Annotated in this window: 15 protein-coding genes; 9 read left to right on the top strand and 6 right to left on the bottom strand. The window is 72.3% G+C overall.

What is annotated here, in order from left to right; translation table 11 throughout:
* Positions 1-21: 21 nt before the first annotated feature.
* Together ACIBK6_RS38750 and ACIBK6_RS38745 are read left to right on the top strand one after the other, a co-directional pair.
* Positions 22-498, top strand: a complete 477-nt coding sequence (locus tag ACIBK6_RS38750) for a hypothetical protein (RefSeq protein WP_399057630.1) — start codon at positions 22-24, stop codon at positions 496-498.
* Positions 499-728: 230 nt separating this feature from the next.
* Entirely contained in the window at positions 729-929 is a 201-nt protein-coding gene (locus ACIBK6_RS38745) for a hypothetical protein (RefSeq protein ID WP_399057628.1), read from the top strand.
* A gap of 157 nt (positions 930-1,086) precedes the next feature.
* Here the strand turns inward: ACIBK6_RS38745 and ACIBK6_RS38740 are convergent, their stop codons facing one another.
* Complete coding sequence (locus tag ACIBK6_RS38740; protein WP_399057626.1) at positions 1,087-1,725, bottom strand: GNAT family N-acetyltransferase; 639 nt, start codon at positions 1,723-1,725, stop codon at positions 1,087-1,089.
* A gap of 78 nt (positions 1,726-1,803) precedes the next feature.
* Positions 1,804-2,193 (bottom strand): hypothetical protein, encoded by a 390-nt coding sequence (locus ACIBK6_RS38735; RefSeq protein ID WP_399057624.1) that lies wholly within the window; start codon positions 2,191-2,193, stop codon positions 1,804-1,806.
* 239 nt (positions 2,194-2,432) lie between these two features.
* On the opposite strand from ACIBK6_RS38735, the gene ACIBK6_RS38730 reads away from it, so the two are divergent.
* A complete protein-coding gene (locus ACIBK6_RS38730) occupies positions 2,433-6,296 on the top strand; it encodes a DEAD/DEAH box helicase (RefSeq protein WP_399057622.1) in 3,864 nt (1,287 codons plus the stop codon).
* A complete protein-coding gene (locus ACIBK6_RS38725; protein ID WP_399057620.1) occupies positions 6,293-7,507 on the top strand; it encodes a hypothetical protein in 1,215 nt (404 codons plus the stop codon). Before ACIBK6_RS38730 ends, ACIBK6_RS38725 begins: the two co-directional genes overlap by 4 nt.
* Positions 7,508-8,024: 517 nt before the next feature.
* On the opposite strand, the gene ACIBK6_RS38720 is transcribed toward ACIBK6_RS38725, so the two are convergent.
* From ACIBK6_RS38720 to ACIBK6_RS38710, 3 genes are all read right to left on the bottom strand, one after another.
* Positions 8,025-8,390: a hypothetical protein gene (locus tag ACIBK6_RS38720; protein WP_399057618.1), complete on the bottom strand. Its 366-nt coding sequence runs from the start codon at positions 8,388-8,390 to the stop codon at positions 8,025-8,027.
* On the bottom strand, positions 8,387-8,650 hold the full coding sequence (locus ACIBK6_RS38715) for a hypothetical protein (RefSeq protein WP_399057616.1): 264 nt from the start codon (positions 8,648-8,650) through the stop codon (positions 8,387-8,389). The genes ACIBK6_RS38720 and ACIBK6_RS38715 overlap by 4 nt, the downstream gene beginning before the upstream one ends.
* A gap of 361 nt (positions 8,651-9,011) precedes the next feature.
* Positions 9,012-10,331: a helix-turn-helix transcriptional regulator gene (locus ACIBK6_RS38710; protein WP_399057611.1), complete on the bottom strand. Its 1,320-nt coding sequence runs from the start codon at positions 10,329-10,331 to the stop codon at positions 9,012-9,014.
* Between the two features lie 366 nt (positions 10,332-10,697).
* Between ACIBK6_RS38710 and ACIBK6_RS38705 the strand changes: the two genes are divergently transcribed.
* From ACIBK6_RS38705 to ACIBK6_RS38685, 5 genes are all read left to right on the top strand, one after another.
* The gene (locus tag ACIBK6_RS38705) at positions 10,698-11,867 is read left to right on the top strand and encodes a cytochrome P450 (RefSeq protein WP_399057609.1); all 1,170 of its coding nucleotides are present in this window, start codon (positions 10,698-10,700) and stop codon (positions 11,865-11,867) included.
* An 81-nt stretch (positions 11,868-11,948) separates the two neighbouring features.
* Positions 11,949-13,355: a peptide ligase PGM1-related protein gene (locus ACIBK6_RS38700; protein WP_399057607.1), complete on the top strand. Its 1,407-nt coding sequence runs from the start codon at positions 11,949-11,951 to the stop codon at positions 13,353-13,355.
* A 14-nt stretch (positions 13,356-13,369) separates the two neighbouring features.
* Positions 13,370-14,350, top strand: coding sequence for an aspartyl/asparaginyl beta-hydroxylase domain-containing protein (locus ACIBK6_RS38695; RefSeq protein WP_399057605.1), 981 nt, complete (start codon positions 13,370-13,372; stop codon positions 14,348-14,350).
* Positions 14,351-14,384: 34 nt separating this feature from the next.
* Positions 14,385-15,536, top strand: a complete 1,152-nt coding sequence (locus ACIBK6_RS38690; RefSeq protein WP_399057603.1) for a glycine amidinotransferase — start codon at positions 14,385-14,387, stop codon at positions 15,534-15,536.
* Complete coding sequence (locus ACIBK6_RS38685) at positions 15,533-16,828, top strand: ATP-grasp domain-containing protein (protein ID WP_399057601.1); 1,296 nt, start codon at positions 15,533-15,535, stop codon at positions 16,826-16,828. Before ACIBK6_RS38690 ends, ACIBK6_RS38685 begins: the two co-directional genes overlap by 4 nt.
* On the opposite strand, the gene ACIBK6_RS38680 is transcribed toward ACIBK6_RS38685, so the two are convergent.
* Positions 16,789-17,775, bottom strand: coding sequence for a phosphotransferase family protein (locus tag ACIBK6_RS38680; protein ID WP_399057599.1), 987 nt, complete (start codon positions 17,773-17,775; stop codon positions 16,789-16,791). The genes ACIBK6_RS38685 and ACIBK6_RS38680 overlap by 40 nt on opposite strands.
* Positions 17,776-17,989 lie beyond the last annotated feature (214 nt).

The following is a 17,989-nucleotide window of genomic DNA, read 5'->3' as shown; positions in this document are numbered from 1 at the left end:
TGGAAGAAGGAGAACCGCACGATGAGTGATCAACTGTCAGAGCCGGTGTTCATAGGCCGCATCGGAGTCGGGAAGGCGTTGCTGCCGGCCGACGCCGGCGTCGACCAGCTGGCGGCCGTGTTGAGGCGCGCCCTGCGCACCGTCGAATGCCGCGAGCTCGGGCCAGCAGCAGCCCAGCAGAAGTTCGGACCGTTCGCGGACACCACGGAAGGCCGGATGACCGTGTTCATGGACGAGGACCAGCTCGGAACCCACCGGCCCGGCCACGAAGAGCTTCAGCAACTGGCGCGCGCGGTTCGTGAGCGAGGACCGGCTGTGGACGTCGTCTTGGTGTCGCCCACGCCGCCCATGCTGCTCGTGGACGAGGTGCCCCACGTCGTCGGCGAAAGCGCCGGGTCGGCCCCCGGTGCGCCAGGCTGGCTGTACGAGCTGCGACGGCCGCTGCGACCGGTCGGCTGGTACGCGAGCGATGCGCACACGGCGGCGGACGAGCGATGACATCCCGGCCCGGATGCGGCAGCTCCGCGAGAGGGCGCAGCGGAAACGTGAGCACACGGAACTCTCCCAGGAGCGGCGAGTCGCCGAGCCGGAGTGGGAGAGGCCTGACATGCGGAAGCGGCCCAAAGGAATCTTTTCGGGCCGCAGTTCGGAAACTAGATACGCTTTCGCAGCCGGCTTGTGTGCCGGCCTTCAACCGGGCATGGCCCGTGACGAACCAGGGGGACCGGATGACCACCACGAAGACTTCACGCACGGCAGCACCCGCGGCTGTCGGCACCGCGGACAAGCCTGTCGTCTACTTCAGCGACGAGGCATCCGCCGTGATGACGCCCCTGCCCGGTCCGGCCCGGCGCCTGCAGTCGCCTCTGGAAACGCTGACCTGGCAGGAGCCCCCCACCCTGGCGGACGGCGACGACGAGCCGCGATGACCGAACGGGTGGGAGCGGCGTCGCTTCTGCCTGTTGGTTGAGGACGAAGCGGGCGCCGGGCGGGGAACGCGCGGGTGGTGCTGATGCCGTGGCAACACGGCATCAGCACCACCCGCGATGAGGGTGCGCACTCTCGCCAGAGCGGCGGGCGGGGATGTCAGTCGGACAGTGCGCCGGTGATGGTGGGCATCCCCTGGACGGTGGTGATGGAGGCCGTGGGGGAGAGGATCTTGAAGGCGTGCTTCCACCCTCGGTCCACGAGGCTGAGGAGTTCGCCTGTGGGCAGGGTCAGCGAAAGGCGGTTGTGGCTGGTGTAGCCGAGCCGCCCGTAGAACTTCGTGAGGCTGCGGTCGTGGCGCAGCGTCAGGGCTGTGTATCCGGCGTCGCGGAACGTCTCTTCGGCGTGGTGGAGGAGGGCGCGGGCGATTCCCCGGTTCCGGTACGCGGGGACCACAGCGAGGCCGTGGACGGTGGAGACGCGCTCGGCGATCCTGCGCCGCATGATCGTGGGTGAGCGGCTCGGGTTGGACATCCACTTGGCAGGGCCGCACGTGATGGCTCCGACGGGGACGCCGTCGCTGTTCTCGGCGATCAGGAAGTGGTTCCTGCGGTGCGAGAGCGGTCCTTCGTCGCTGTCGGTGAGGGCGTGCCGCATGGGGTCGAGAGCGCCGGGCAGCTCCTCGGCCCGCAACTGGAGGTCGACGAGCGAGATCAGCTCGACGAGGGTGTCGCCGTCCGCGTGGGTCGCGGTACGGACGCGGATGTCGGGGTCGGAGAGGGCAGTCGGTGCGTGCATGGTCGAGTCCTTGGGCGTGGCAGCCGGACCGTCGTGGACGGGGCTGGAGGGGTGGGGAGTCCGGTGTGGGAGTCCGGGTCAATCGATCGGGGTGCTCCAGCCGAAGAAGAGCCAGGTCAGCTCGGGCCCGGCGGTTTCGAGCAGCAGCGCTCCGGCGCCGCCGGAGCGGACGCACGGGGCGTCGTCCTCGATCAGGCGGTCGGCCAGCCAGTCGGCGTCGTCCTCGTCGAGGGGGGCGCCGTCGGAAGGAGGCGACGGAACGTTGGAGGCGTTGAAGTAGCCCGTCGTGACGGCGTCCAGGGCGGAGCGGTCGCATACGACGGTGACGCGGCCGACCTTCGTCAGGTCCGCGCGGCGCCGGAACGGGTCGGCCGGAAGGTTCCGGTCCTCGGCGGCGTGGCTGGCGAAGGCGCTCGCGGCGCTGGAGCCGCTGGCGGTGAAGCGGAAGACCATGGGGATCGGGTGCATGACGATCCTTCACAGGGCGGGCGCCGTGGAGCCTTCGGCGCACAGGTGGGGAGCCCGGCATGAGGCGGGCGAAGCGAGGGGGTGGTGCCGGAACCCGGCGTCATGACCAAACTACATAATGAAATCAGAATAAGCAACGCTCTTGGGGTGGGGTCATCGTGTGTACGCCCCTGACCTGACGCCTACGCAGGCCACAATGGGAGTGGTCTCGACGGCGTCTGGTAACTGGGGGAGTGTCTTTGTCCATCGACCGCCTGCAGCCCATCAATCCCGCAGCGCTGGCCGCCCGTACGCCCCGAGTCCGGATCCCGCCTTCCCGTACCGACAGCTCGGCCGAGGGCGCGCCCCTGGTCCTGATGGACGCGGACGCGTTCCGCAGCGCCCTTCAACGCGCCGTCGCCCAGGGCACTTCCGCCGACGCGGTCGCGGCCGAAGCCGTCCGCCGGATCGCCCGGGGCCACCTGGACGTCGCCGCCCTGCGGACGGCGCTGTTCGAGACGGCCGGACAAGAGGTCTGGGCGCCCGTACGACAAGCCGCTGTCACCGCCGTCGCCGCCAGCCCGGCCCTGGCGCCGAGCATCATCTCCATGCACGCCCAGCTGCTGCGGGCGCCCGCCGCGACCGTGCAGGAGGGGCAGGGCGATGACGGCCAGCCGTTCTTCGTCGCCCAGGCCGCCTTCGCCCCCGCCGGTCAACAGATCACCGGGAGCGTTCAGCAGGCCCGCACGCGCAAGGGATCCCGGCAACAGGCCATGACCACCCTCATCGCCGCACTGACCGGGCTGCCCGACCCGCTCGCCGACCGCAGGGTGCCGGACTGGAACTGGGACGCATCTGCCAGATCACTCCAGGACCCCGCCCCGGCCGGGCAAGCCAACCCCGCCTCGACCCTGAACGAGTTCCACCAGGCCGGCCACATCACCCAGCCCGACTACCGGCCCCCGACACCGACGACCACCGGCTTCACGGCCACGGTCACCGCCTTCCACCGCGGCCGGCAGCTCATCGGCGAAGGCGCCGGAGCCAGCAAGCGGCAGGCCCGCGCCGAAGCTGCCGACCGTCTCCTCAAAGCCCTGGAGAAGGCCCTCGGCGCCGCCGACGAACCACATCCGCAGCCGGCATCCGAGCCGGCCACCACACGCCTCCCGCCCGCAGTACCCGCACCGCCCGCGTCCACCCTCAGCCAGGAGCCACCGCCCGCCCTGTCCGCGGGTCCAGCCGGCCTGTTCGCCGCACACCGCGCGATCGCGCAGGCCCTCGCCGGCGGCGCCGCCCTGACCCTGCTGCCCTCCCGCCACCCTGCCCGGGCCACATGGATGCTGTTCCAGCCCGACGGCACCCACCTGCAACTGCTCGACAGCCTGCCGGCGCCGCTCCAGCCGGTCACCCGCGACCTCGTCCTCGCCGGAGCCGGCGGCATCATGCCGCGCCGCGCCACCGTGACCGGCGTCGCTGTCCCCGTCGGTCTCGCCCTGCCGGCTCTGCTCACTCCCCGGGAAGGTGAACACGCCTCCGTCACCGGCTGGCGCCCCTGCCTCCGCCTGGCCGTGGCGTGCGTGGCCCAGCAACGTGTCCACCCCGCCCTGACCGCCGACGGCCAGGGCTGCTGGCGCATCGGCCCGATCACCGAGCCGCTGCGCACCGCCGTCACCGCGGCCACCGCCCTGATGGCCCCCGAAGGGCACTGCCTCCTCGCCGGCACCAACCCCATCCGCGTCCCGTCCCCCGAGCACGCGGCGTGGCCCCTGCTCGATGCCGTCGCCGACACCTTGCTCCGCACCCCCGCCGCCGCCACGCTCCTGGGCTCCGGCCCCCACACCGGGCCCGCCGGACAAGACGCTGATCCGACGCCGGAACTGTGGCGGTGGGCGGACGCGATCGAGGACGGCGTCGACCCCCACCCCTGTCCGCGCCTGGTGCTGCGTATCAAGGACCCCGACGCCGGCGGTCCGGTCCCGGCCGCTCCGGCCGTTCTCCACCTGGTCGCCGGTGGCCAGGACGAGACCGTCGCGGCGATCACCGTCTGGGACGGACAGCGCACCGACGCCGGCCTCACCCCCGCAGTACTGCCCGGCGTGCGGCGCGTGCTGCGCCGCGCCGCCCGCCACTTTCCGCCCCTGGCCCACCTCGCCGCCCAGGAACGCCCCCACCGCCTCTCCCTGAGCGCCGAGGATCTGGCCCACCTCCACGACCACGCCGCCGCCCCGCTCGCCGAGGCGGGCATCACCGTGCAGTGGCCCCCCGCCCTCCTCGGGGCCCTCACCGCCACCGCCGTCATCGGCACCCACGCCCCCGACGACGAGGACGGGGCCCCGGCGGGCAGCGGCTACCTCGCCCTGAACCGGCTGGTGGACTGCCGCTGGCACATCAACCTCGACGGCGAACCGCTGACCGAACAGGAGATGACCGCGCTCGCCGACGCCGCCTGGCCGCTGATCCGGCTGCGCGGACGCTGGCTCCTCGTCGACGCCGTCACCGCCCGCCGCGCCCGAGCCCGCGACCTCGCGCCCCTGCCGTCCCTCGACGCACTGACCGCCGCCCTGTCCGGCACCCTCACCCTCAACGGCGAAACTCTCCAAGCCCGGCCCGCCGGCGCACTGGCCACCCTCGTCGGCACGCTGCGCCAGGCCCCCGACGATCCCCGGCCCACCCCGCCACCGGCCGCCCTGAAGGCGACGCTGCGCCACTACCAGCAACGCGCCCTGAGCTGGCTCGCGAACATGGCCGACCTGGGCTTCGGCACGCTGCTCGCCGACGACATGGGGCTCGGCAAGACCCTCACGACCATCGCCCTGCACTTGAACCGCGCCGAGACCACCGGCGGCACCGCCAACCCGACACTGGTGGTCTGCCCGGCCTCCCTCCTCGCGAACTGGGAACGCGAGATCACCCGCTTCGCGCCCTCCACCACCGTCGTGCGCTACCACGGCACCGGCCGGACCCTCGACCGCGGCGCCCTCGAACCCAACACGGTCGTCATCACCACCTACGCCACCGTGCGCCGTGACAGCGCCGCACTCGCCACCGCCGAATGGGGCCTGGCCGTCGCGGACGAGGCCCAGCACATCAAGAACCCCGACTCCGCCACGGCCAAAGCGCTGCGCGCCGTACCGGCCCGCAGCCGGATCGCGGTCACCGGCACCCCGGTGGAGAACAACATCACCGAGCTGTGGGCCATCCTCGACTGGACCAACCCCGGACTGTTCGGCACCCGCAAGGCATTCCGCACCCGCTACGGCGCCGTCGAGAAGGACTCCGCCGCACCCGCCGCAGCCCAGCTCGCCCGGCTCGTCGGCCCGTTCATGCTGCGACGGCGCAAGTCGGATCCCGGCATCGCGCCCGAGCTGCCGGGCAAGGTGCACCACCACCGCATCGTCGCCCTCACCGACGAGCAGACCGGCCTGTACGAGGCATCCGTCCGCGACACCATGGACAAGATCGCCACCAGCACCGGAATCGAGCGCCGCGGTCTGGTCCTGGGGCTGCTCCAGGCCCTGCGCCAGATCTGCAACACCCCCAGCCTCTACCTCAAGGAGCCGCTGGAGGACGTCGACCCGGCGGGCCTGGCTCGCCGCTCGGGCAAGCTGGCGGCCCTGGACGACCTCATGCCCGCCCTGGCCGAGCGCGGCGAAGCCTCCCTGATCTTCACGGGATACGTACAGATGGGCCGCGTCCTTGAGCACCACCTGCGTGCCCGCGGCTGCTCCGTCCGCTTCCTCCACGGCGGAACACCCCCGGCCCGGCGCCAGGACGTCGTCGACGCCTTCCAGAACGACCCCGACCCCGCCCCAGTGCTCGTCCTGTCCGTCAAGGCGGCCGGCACCGGACTCACCCTCACCCGGGCCGAGCACGTCGTCCACTACGACCGCCCCTGGAATCCCGCCGTCGAGGACCAGGCGACCGACCGCGCCCACCGCATCGGCCAGCACCGCACCGTCCAGGTCCACCACCTGATCACCGAGGGCACCGTGGAAGACCACATCAACGAACTCCTCGCCCGCAAACGCGCCCTGACCGAGGCGGTCCTCACCTCCGGCGAGAGCGCTCTCGCCGACCTCGACGACACCGAACTCGCCGCCCTCGTCGCCCTGGGGACCCGATGACCGGCCCCGGCAACACCCGCAACATGGCCCCCCTCGTCGCCGCCTGGAAGCAGGCCTTCCACCTGGCGACCAACGGCTCCGGCTCCTACGGCAAGGGCCTCAACGCCCACCGCAACGGCGCCGTCGCCCAGATCCACGCGAAACCCGGCCGCCTGGCCGCCGCCGTCACCGTGAAGAAGGCCACCCACCAAGCCGTCCTGCTTCTTCCCGAACTGACCGGCACTCAGTGGGACACCCTCGCCGGCCGCCTCGCCGGCAACCCCCAAGCCGTCGCCGACCTGCTGGCCAACCGGGTCCCCGCGGTCATCGCCGACCCCGGCCACGCCTGCGGTATCGCCATCGTCCCCGGAGCCGAAGAGATCACCTTCTCCTGCTCCTGCCCCACCGGAACCACCGGCCGTGTGTGCGACCACAGCGCCGCCCTCGGCCACGCCGTCACCGACCGTCTCGCCGTCACGGCCTCCATCCTGCTCGGCGCCCGCGGCATGTCCGCCCGCACCCTCGCCGTCCGTGTCCGCGACCTCGTGTCCGACACCGACCTCGACACCCTCCCGGCGGACGCCGACGGAACCGTCCGCGCCGACCAGCTCTACTCCCTGTCGGCCCACCGGCCCCCGCACTCCCCGCCCGACCTCGATCTCGACCCCGTCGTCCCGGTCACCACCACCCTCGACGACCCGCCCGCCCCCGGGCTCCGCGCCCAGGACCTTGCCTGGATGGCCCAGGACGCAGCCGACCGCGCCCGCGCCCTCCTGTCCGCAGCCCCGGACCAACCCCACGACAACCTCGCCGACACCGTACGGATCCTCGCCACCCCCCACGGCGTCGACCGGCTCCCGGCCGCCGCCGACACCACCGGCCTCAACGAAGCCACCCTGCGCGCCATGATGATCGGCTACCGTCACGGCGGCCCGGCCGGCGCCCACGCCACCCTCGCCGCAGCCACGGTCCTGCCGAGCACGCTGGAACAGGCCCGGAACGCCATCCGAGCCTCCCGCGCCGTCGCCCTCGGCGTCATCGACATCGCCGACGGAGCGATCACCGACTCGACCGGCGGCGTCCAGATCCGGCCCGGTCTCGACGGCCGGTGGCACCCCTTCACGCTCTGGCGAGCCGATGAGTGGCGCCCCGCCCCCGGTGCCTGCGACGATCCCGCCGAGGCCTTCCGCGCCGCGCGGCGCGCCCGTGCCGCACGACCGCTGAGGCGATAGACCGACCCCACAGCCGACCAGGTCACCGACTCCGACAGATGCACCGCATGGTCTTGGACCCGCAGACCGGCGTACGCGTCTACCAGTTCATCGTGGACCGGCCCGAGGATCGGCGCCGCGAGCAATACCCCGACCGACGGCCGCGAGGTGTACGAGGACGATTGGACCGCGGCCCACGATCTGGAGAAGGACTTCGCCGAAGCCGTACATGCTGATGACCCGGGTACAGCCGAATGGCTTCTCCAGGAGCTGACGGACATGGCCGCCCCGTGGCAGGAACATCCGCACCACCGGCCAACCACACGCACGACGAGTACCAGAGCGACTGACGGGCCCGGGCCCCACGACGCCCCGGAAGCCTGAACCGCCACCCAAGCCCCCCGCCCCCGGGCCCGCCCGCCAGTGCAGCCGCTACGGTCTCATTCCGCTCCGGACCCGGATCCGCGGCGGTCCGTGGCGCTCCAACGCCTCCTCCAGCTCGGCCTAGGGCCACGGAGGGGTCTCACTCGACGAGAGATCAGCTTGTCCAGGTCTTGATCTGAGCGGCGACCTCCCGTACGGGGAGCCCGTCCCGGGCGGCGCGGGCCAGCGGGAGAACGGTGTCCAGGCCAGGGCTCACCGGCAGGCCGCACGCCGACAGGTAAGCCGCGGTCACTGTGGCCGCGAACAGAAGGTTCCTTACCTCCAGGCTCGGGTTTCTCGCCAGCTCGCACAGCAGCGCCGCAGCCTTGTGATGGGGCTCGCGGTAGATCTCCTCGTCAAGGATCTCCGCCCGGTGACGTGCTTCCGCCGCGATCGGGACGCCGTAATCGACGACCTGAGGATCTCCCGGAATCTGCTGTGCCACTGCCAGGATCCAGGCGAGGTCGATGCGGAGATTCACGCGGCGTCCCTCGGTGCGGTCTCCGCCAGCTTGTCCGGGAGGCCGGGATACCGGTCCTCACCTACCTCCGCCTCGAACTCTTCCGTGTACGCGGCCAGGAATGATGCGGCGCCGGCCATGAAGGCCGCGCGGGACTGGTTCACGTCGGCCTCGATCAGGTCGGCCACGTACCCCTGCAAGCTCAGGCCCCGGCGCTTGGCCCTGTCTTCGGCGGCTGCTTTGACGGCTTCGTCCAGGCGGATGTTCGTCTGCTTTCCCATACCAGCACTGTAGCTATGTGCCGGTACCAGCACATAGCGAATGCGGAGGGTCGGCTGCCGGACCCGGAGGGGCCAAGTGGGATCATTGCGGCAGGTGGGACGGGCAGGCCGGGAGGGGCAGATCGACCTTGAAGAGCGCGTGAACCGCGTGTCCAATCCGGACCTGCGTCCCTTCGTCAGCGAGGCGTATCGCTGCTGCGTCTCCGGCTCGGCCCGCGGCGCGATCGTCCTGACGTGGAAAGTTGTTTGCGCCGACCTCATCGCCAAGGCCCAGATCCTCCACGAAGAGGGCGAGAGTCATGCGAAGGATCTGGTCGCCGATCGACCTTCGCAAGCAGAGTCGGAAGCCGGTGACGGAGCCTCAGCCGACGGCTCGGAGCCGTTCGAGGAGTTCGTCAACGCCCGCCGTGTGCGCGTACGGCGCGAAGGCCGGTTCGAGGTCGCGCACCATCGTCACGCACCGGGGGGCGTCGATCCGGCCGGCCAGGTCGAGGGAGCGTGTGGCGGTCTCCGCCGCGATGTCGGGTTCGCCGTCGCGGAGGTAGGTCTCGGCCTGGTAGGTCAGGAACACGGATTTGGTCTTGGCGCGGGTGGCGGGCAGCAGGGCAATGCCCTCGTCCATGAGCCGGTGGGCCTGGCGGCGCTGACCGAGATCGGCGAGGCAACGGCCGCCGTCCGAAGCCAGGTCGGCGTGTGACATCCACGAGCACCAGGCGGGGGCGGGATCGCACGACACGGTGTCCAGCGCCTTCTCCGCGGCGGTGAGCGCCCGGCGGCACCGGCCGTCCTCGTTGAGGACGGCGAGGGCGCGGGCCTGTCGCAGGTGGAGGAGGGACCGCGCGGCGGGGTGCTGGGTGCGGGGGAGGGCGTGTTCGAGGATGTCGGCGGCGGTGCGGGCGTCCTTGAGCCACAGCAGTTGGTATGCCAGGTCGGACAGGATGCCCGCGCCGAGGTCGCGCTGGTGGGCGGCGTGGGCGTTGTGGAGGGCGGCGTGCCAGAAGCGGCCGGCGGAGGCGTGGCGGCGTTCGTCGAAGTGCTGCCAGGCGATGGCCTGGGAGAGGGAAGCGGCCAGGGTGTGCAGCCTCTGCCCGGCGGCTGAGGTGTAGCGGGACTCGCTGATGAACTCGGTGACGGTGCTCAGGTGCGCGTCGAGCAGATGGCGGGTGCGGCGCCTGCGTTCGGTGGCGAGACGGATCAGCTCCGCCCCGCTCTCCTCCAGCCAGTGGAGCATCTCGGCGTCGACTTCACCTGGCGCGGCGAAGCGCGGGAACCGGCCGGGCGTGGTGACGGCCCACTGGTGGGCCAGCACGGCCAGCGAGCCGCTGGTGTAGGCGATGAACGACCGGCGGTCCAGGGAGGTCATCAGGGCCTCTCGGAGTGAGGGAACGGCATTGTGCGGGCCGAGTGGCAGCGGCTTGTCCTGGCCCGGGAGCCAGTAGGGCCAGCCGAGATGGGCGACGGCCGCGTAGTCGATGCCGAAGACCTCGGCGATGAGCGGCTGGGATTCGTCTTCGTCCGGGGCGGCGCGGCCGGTCTCCCACTTGGAGACCCGTGACCCCCTGGTGCCCGAGCGCAGGCCACGGCGCTTGGCGGCCTGCCGGATACGACGGGCCAGCTCCTCCTGCGACCATCCGCGCTCGTTCCTGGCGTGCGCGAGGGGGTGGCGGATTTCGTCGTCCACCCGCCCATTGCACCATCCCCTGCGTGCCCTGGAGAGCCGTTCCGGCAGACCGGGGACAGGGCGGGGATAGGCATTTCCTCTGGGCACCTCGACCGGCGGCCGCTGTACTCGTCGTGTTCCGCCCGGCACCCGTGTGACTGGGCGGAGCGCGGTGGCGAATCCGTTCCCTGCGGCCTTTTACCGCCTGCCGGGCTGCACCTCCCCGTCCGTCGGGCGAGAGCCGGCCGGAGCCTTCGCCATCCGCAGCACGCCCACCGTCGCCAACGCACAAGGAGGGGCTGCCATGTCGTACGACCACTGAGCACGAGGAATCCGGGGCGGGCCCGCTGCGGTGGGCCCGCCCTTCCCGCTCCGGAAGGACCCGCGATGCCGTCTGCGACTGACCGGTACGACCCCTTGGACACAGAGATCCTGCGCGACCCGTACCCGGTGCTGGCCGAACTGCGGATCGTTGCGCCGGTGTTCTGGCACGCTGGCATGGACTCGTGGGCACTGACCCGGTACGCGGACAGCGTGAGGGTGCTGCGCGATCACGAGAGCTTTGCCCGCGACCCGCGGCGCGCCGGGGGCATGGTGCCCGAGCCGTCCTTGAGCGTGCAGACGCTCGATCCGCCGCAGCAGAGCCGCGTCCGCTCCCTGTTCATGAGCGCGCTGCGCGCCCAGGACCTGATCGGGGTCGAGGACCGTGCCCGCATCCTGGTGCGGGAGCGGCTCGACCAGCTGGCCGGGGCTGGCCCGTTCGACGTGATGGCCGAGATCGCGGTGCCGCTGTCCGTGGCGGTCGTGGCCGATCTGCTGGGTGTCGAGCCCCCGCCGTATGGAGAGTTCGCGGCGGTGTCGGACGCGATCATGCGGAGCATGGACGGCGGCCTCAACCCGGCGCTCATGGAGCCCGGCCGGATCGCCCGCCAGCATCTGAGCGACCTGGTCGACTCCTGGTTCGCGGCCTCGGCTCGGCCCGGCCTGCTGGCCCGGGTGCGGCAGGCCACGGCCGCCGACGCCGACGCGCTCACCCGGCTGTACGTGAAGAACACGGCGCGGGTGATGTTCCAGGGCGGCTACAGCACGCTGGCGGCCGCCGTCGGCAACGCCGTCCACACCCTCCTCGCCCACCCCGGAACCCTGGACCGGATGAAGGACCGGGCGCTGCTGGCCACGGGGGTGGATGAGCTGGTGCGCTTCGACGGGCCGGTACAGGGCACCACGCGCACGGCGGTGCGCTCGTGCCGGCTCGGCGGCGTCGACATCACCCCGAGGCAGAAGGTCGTCCCCCTGTTCGCGGCGGCCAACCGCGACCCGGCCGCCTTCACGCGCGCGGACGAACTGGTGCTGGACCGTACCCCGAACCGGCACCTCGGCTACGGCTGGGGGCCGCACTCCTGCATCGGAACGACCGTCGCCCAGGCGGGCCTGCGCGCCCTGGTCACGGCCCTGAACGACCACCCGGCCCGGCTGGCCGCTGCCGGCGAGGGCGTACGGCGGCGCACGGCGACCATGCGGGCCTTCGACACGCTGCCCGCCGTCCTCCTCCCCTGATCCCTCCCCCTGATCCCTCCCCTTGCCCCTGGCCCGGCGCCGCCCGTCCGGGGTGTCCGCCCACGTCTTCAGGAGTCCGCTGTGCGCATCCTCATCGGCAACCACATCGATCCCTCGATCCGCGAGCGCGGCGACATGCGGGCCTGGACGCAGCGCCTGCTCTGGTTCGCCCGCCCCCGTGACCTGCTCATCCTGTGTTGCGAGCCGGATGCGGCGTTCGTCGACTACGCCCTGGCCCACACCGGTGTGAAGCGCGGGGAACTGACCGTGCTGGCCGCCCCGGCCGGAGCCTGGGGCGACCGGCTGCTCGACCCGGCCTCGCTGAGCGTGCCCACGTTCGTGGACAGGGTGCGGGCTGCGCTCGGTCCGGCCGAGGTCGGCGCCGTGACGGAGGTGTTCGCGCTGTGGCCGTCGGCCGCCGTGGCGCGGTTCGCCGACGCCCTGGGCCTGGCCGACCGCTTCCCCGGCGCGGCCTTCTTCGGGCAGAGCGGCGGGGAGATCGGGAACAGCAAAGCCAACTTCCGGGCCCTGGCGGCTGCGGCCGGGGTGCCGATCCTGCCGGGCCGGGTCTGCCACGGCCGCGCCGAGGCGATCGAGGCGACCAGCGCGCTGCTGGAGCACTCCGTGTCCGGAGCCGTCGTCGTCAAGCAGGCGCACAACGGGGCCGGGGTCGGCAACCAGCTGCTCGTGCGCGATGCACAGATGGCCGTGGACCACGTCGGCGCCCGGCACCTGCACCACCTGGCCCCGGGCCCGGACGGCATCGCCGCGTACTGGGCCGAGCGGTGGCCATGGGCGAGCGGGGAAGGCCGGTGGCCGGTCGTCGTCGAGGATTTCGCGCCCTGCGCGGATGCGGTGTACTCCGAGCACTACGCCTCCGACGCGGACACCCGGGCCACCGAGACGGGCCGCCTGCTGTACGTCGGGCGGCGCCTGAGCCACCAGGTCGTGCCATTGGACGGCGTCACCGAGCCGGTACGGGCGGCGCTGCTGGACGGCGGAGCTCGCCTCGCCGAGGCGTACCGGGCACTCGGCTACCGCGGGCACCTGAGCGCGGACGCCCTGGTCCTGCCCGACGGCAGAGTGGTGTTCACGGAAGTCAACGCCCAGGTCTCCGGGTCCTTGCACATCTACCAGTCGATCGCCCACGGCATCGTCAACGTCGCCGCCGAACCGGCCCGCCAGGTGGTCGAGTACCACGTCCCGCCCACCTGGGCGGTCCCCTCCTTCGCCGCCTTCCTGGCCGCACTCGACGAGCTGGGCCTGGCCTACGACCCGGCCACCCGGACCGGGGTGATCGTGTCGATGCCCGCCATCCCCCTGGCCCCCAGGGAGCCGGTGCAGTTCGTGTTCTGCCTCGCCTACGACCCTGCCGAGGGGCACGCGGGCACCTTCGACCGGCTCGACGCCCGATTCGCGAACGTGCCCGCCGGCACCTACGACGCCAGCCAGCACATCGGCACCGGCGCCGTGTCCTTCTCCTCCTGACCGGGAGCCCACCCATGACCACCACCTCGCTCACCGCGGCCGCCGAGGCCGCCGAGGCCGCCCAGCTCTCCCCCGTCTTCGACTCCGGCCGACTCGCCGCCGAACTCGCGGCTGTCACCGCCCACACCTGGAACGTGCAGCGCATCCACACCTACGGCGGGCAGGTCGGCCGGCCCGCCGCGATCGACTGGCGAGTCCTGCCGCTGCGCAGCCTCGGCGGCGATCCGGAGCGCACGGACCCGGGCGGCCCGGGACCGCAGCCGTTCGCGGCCACGCGCTGGCTGACCCAACTGCCCTACCTCGCGGAGATCCTGGCCTCCATCCCGGCCCCGCTGAACGCGGTGCGGCTGATGGCGCTGGGGCCCGGCGCCGTCTCGAAGGCGCACAGCGACCCCAAGTACCGCCTGGACCGCGGCATCGTGCGCCTGCACATCCCCGTCGTCACCGACCCGGGCGCCGTGCTCGTCCTGGACGGCGTCGAACACTGCTGGCAGCCGGGCACCTGCTGGTACGGCGACTTCTCCCGCGAGCACCTGGTGCGCAACACCAGCCAGGCGGTCACCCGGGTCCACGTCGTGATCGACGCCCTGCTCACCGCCGACCTCGCAGCCTGGTTCCCCACCTCCTGGCAGGACCTCCTCACCCACGGCGAGGTCCTCCTCAACCACACTGCCCCGGCCAAGACTCCTGCCTGGCCCACCGGGCTGCCGTACGAGGCGCTGCTGCCGTCCGGGTTCGCGGACTTCGACGCCCCCGCCCCGCTGGACGGCTCCCTCATCCCCGCACGCATCGACCACGCCGGCGACGTCCTCGCCCTCACGATCGCCGGGCGCACCTTCGCCCTCGTCCCGGCAGGCGGTGCCGAGTTCCGGTTCTCCGGCTGGAGCGAGCAGCGCACCCTCCAGCCGGACAACGGCGGCGGCCTGACCCTGAGGGTCCGTCGAGGCCGCGCCCTCGCCGACCGGCACGTGACCGCCGCACCCCGCACCCCCTGACCCGCCCCGCCCCGCGCACCCGAGAGGAACGCCCATGCCCCGCCTGAACAGTCACGACGACTTCACCCCGCTCAAGGAGGTCATCGTCGGGTCCGCCGCCCACTACCTGTCCCACGAGCGTGACGTCAGCTTCGAGCTGTTCCACCACGAGAACCTGAAGGGCTTCCGGTCGGACTGGGCCTATCCGCGCCTGACGAGGGCGGCGGCCGGCCACCGGGAGAGCTGGACCATCAAGGCGCGGTACGCCGAGGAGCTGCACGAGGACGTGGAGGCCCTGGCCGCCGTGCTCGCCGGGCTCGGGGTGACCGTGCACCGGCCCTTGCCCCTGCCTGCGGACGCGGCTCCGATCGCAGGCCTGGGCTGGGAGGCCGCCCCGACCCCGGCGCTGAACATCCGCGACAACACGCTGATCATCGGGGGCGAGATCATCGAGACGCCGCCCGCGATCCGCTCCCGCTATCTGGAGACCCGCCTGCTCGCCCCGGTCTTCACCGCCTACTGGGAGGAGGGCGCGCGGTGGACGACGATGCCCCGCCCCACCCTCACCGACATGTCGTTCGACCTGTCGTACGCACGGGACACCGCGACCACCCTGGGCGGGCCGACGGAGGCCATCGACGACCCGCTGCCGAGCCCGTACGACGTCGGCGTGGAGATGATGCTGGACGGCGCGCAGGTGCTGCGGCTGGGCCGCGACTTGGTCGTCAACGTCGCGCAGGCCAACCACGCGCGGGGCGTCGAATGGTTGGAGAGGCACCTCGGCCACGAATACCGGATCCACCGGGTGTGGCGGATGGCGGACAACCACATCGACAGCATGGTCCTCGCCCTGAAGCCGGGGGTGTTCCTGGCCCGGCACGACGGCATCCGGGACCTGATGCCCGAACGCTTGCGCTCCTGGCGCCACATCGTGCCGCCGGAGCCGGACCCGGGGGCCTTCCCGGTCTACGACGACTGCGAGGACCTGGTCCTCACCAGCCCCTACATCGACCTCAACGTGCTCTCCGTCGACGAGCGCACGGTACTGGTCAACGAGGAGTGCACCGGCCTGGTCAAGCTGCTGGAGGCCGAGGGCTTCGACGTGGTGCCCGTACGCCACCGCCACCGGCGCCTGTTCGGGGGCGGGTTCCACTGCTTCACCCTGGACACGCACCGCACCGGCGGCTTCGAGGACTACTTGTCGTGACCCTTCCGGGCGTGCTGCTGCTGGACGCGGCCGGCCCCGAGGCGGGTCTTCTCGCCACGGTGGCAGCCGGCCGCGGCCATCAGGTCCATGCCGCGACCACCGCCGCCGCGTACGTGGACTACGGGCCGGAGCTGAAGGGCCTGCTGGCCGGGCACATCGTCACCGACTTCGCCCGGCCCGACCGGGCTCTCGACGAGATCGCCGTATACGCCCGCCGCCGCGGTGTCGGCGCGGTGCTGACCGTCAACGAGTACCTGACCGAGCTCGCCGCGCGCCTCTGCGCCGAGCTGGGGGTGCCCGGCAACGATCCGGGCCGGGCGCGGGCGGCCCGGGACAAGGCCGCCATGGCCGAGGCGTTCGCGGCGGCCGGGGTGCGCGCGCCGTACACGGTCCTCGTCCGGGACGAGGACGGGCTGCGGTTCGCGCTGGCGGACCCGCAGGTCGGCTTCCCGTGCGTGGTCAAGCCTCCGTCCGGGGCTGGCTCCGCTGGCGTCACGGTGGTGAGCGGCCCAGCTGATGCGGCTGAGGCCGCCGACGTCGCCCATAAGGCTGTCGGCATGTATGGAAGTGGCGGCGACCCGGGCATCCTGGTCCAGGCGTACGCCGCAGGGACGGAGTACAGCGTCGAGTCCCTCACGCAGGACGGCGCCACGACGCACCTCGCCGTGACCCGCAAGCAGGTGACCGGCGGCGCGAAGAGAGTCGAGACGGGGCACAGCCTGCCCGTCTTCCTGCCCCCGGCCGTGGAGGCGGCCGTGTACCGGGAGGTGGAGGCGGCGATCCGGGCAGCCGGTATCCGTCACGGCGCCTCGCACACCGAGGTCATCCTCGGCGCGGACGGGCGGTGCGTGGTCATCGAGCTCGGTGCCCGTCTCGCCGCCGGGCAGATCGGGGTCCTGATCCAGCACGCCCTGGGCATCGACGTCTGGGCGGCGCTGCTCGATGTCGCCCTTGCCCGCCCGGCCGCACTCGCCCCCACCACTTGCGGGTACGCCACCGTACGGTTCGTGACCAGCCCGCGCGCCGGACGGCTGACGTCTGTGTGCGGGTTCCCGAAGACAGGGCCGGGCGTGCCGTTCGTCCGCTGGCGGGCGGCGATCGGCGGCCTCGTCCACGCGCCGGGAGCCAACGGCCACCGGCTGGGGTCGTTCGTGGTCACCGGCCCGGACGCCGACGAGGCCGAGGAGCGGGCCGACGCACTCCTGCGCCGAATCCGCATCCACGTCGAACCGACCCCGGAGAACGGTCCCGGTCAGGTCAGGCCGGCAAGCACCTCGGCCATCGCGCCATAGCTCTCGCGGACCGCGTCCGCCTTGGCCAGCCGGTGGCGCTCCAGGCGGATCGCGCCCAAGTGCCGGGCCTCGTAGACCCGCGCCCGCCACACCGCCGCGGGCGAGCGGTCCAGGGCGCCGTACGGTTCCCAGAACGCGGTCCGCTCGTCCGCCCTGGCCGTCGCCATGCGGATGGTCCAGTCGGCTGCCGGATCACCAAACAGGCAGCGATCGAAATCCAGCACGCCGGTGATCACCGGCTCGGGGGCCGCCTGGTCCAGCAGGGCGTTGACGGTCCACAGGTCCCCGGTCAGCAGCCTGGGCTCGGTGACCTCGTCGAGCAGGGAGCACTCGTGCGCGGCCACTGCGGCGACCTTCCGCACATCGGCAGCGTCCAGGCCGACGCTGTCCAGGTCGGCGGCGATCTCCTCCAGCGACGCGATCACCGCCTCGCTCCAGGTGGCGTACCCCGAGCCGTCGACCGGTCCGAAGTACGGGCCGACCACGTCGTGCACGGACCGGGTGATGCCACCCAGCTGCCGGAAGAACGTCGGCCAGACCGTACGGGGATAGGCGCCCAGGCGCTCGGGAGCCGGGACGCCGTCGAGGAGACTCTGCACCATCCAGTCCCGGCCGATCACCTCGTGCGACCAGTCCACCGCGATCACCCGCGGCATCAGCGGCGCAATCACCGTGAGGTAGGGCACGGACGCGTACTCGTTGCGCATCAGATGCCGCTCGGACCGGAACTGCCGGGCGGGCTCCGGGGCGACCCGGAGGATCACCGGCCGCTCCTGTCCGGCCACCGTCACGCGATAGACGTTGTTGTACATCCCCGTGCCCAGCTCGACAGCGGACACCGGCATGGAGGTGACCCCGAAGGCCCGTCGGCAGACCTTCCCGATCTCCTCCGCGGTCAGTGACTGCTGGAACGCCTCCGAGGCGCGCACAACCGGCTGGAAGTCCATGCCGCTCAGGATGCCCCGCTCGCGGGCCGTGCGTCACATACACCGGCGGTACGGCCGAAACGCCCTCCTGGTACCGCGTCCCCATAACGGGCCCGGCCTCTCGCCCCGGCGAGGGAGAGGCCGGGCCCGTTCGGGTGACGCCCTGCTGACCCGGGCCGGCCACGGTCGGACATTGCGCCGATGTCGGGATTCACTCGGGACACCAAGCACGGCG

The sequence above is a fragment of the Streptomyces sp. NPDC050485 genome (genome assembly GCF_044458185.1).
GTDB lineage: Bacteria > Actinomycetota > Actinomycetes > Streptomycetales > Streptomycetaceae > Streptomyces.
The sequence above is the reverse complement of the archived record's forward strand: the minus strand, read 5'-3'. Positions and strand labels throughout refer to the sequence as shown.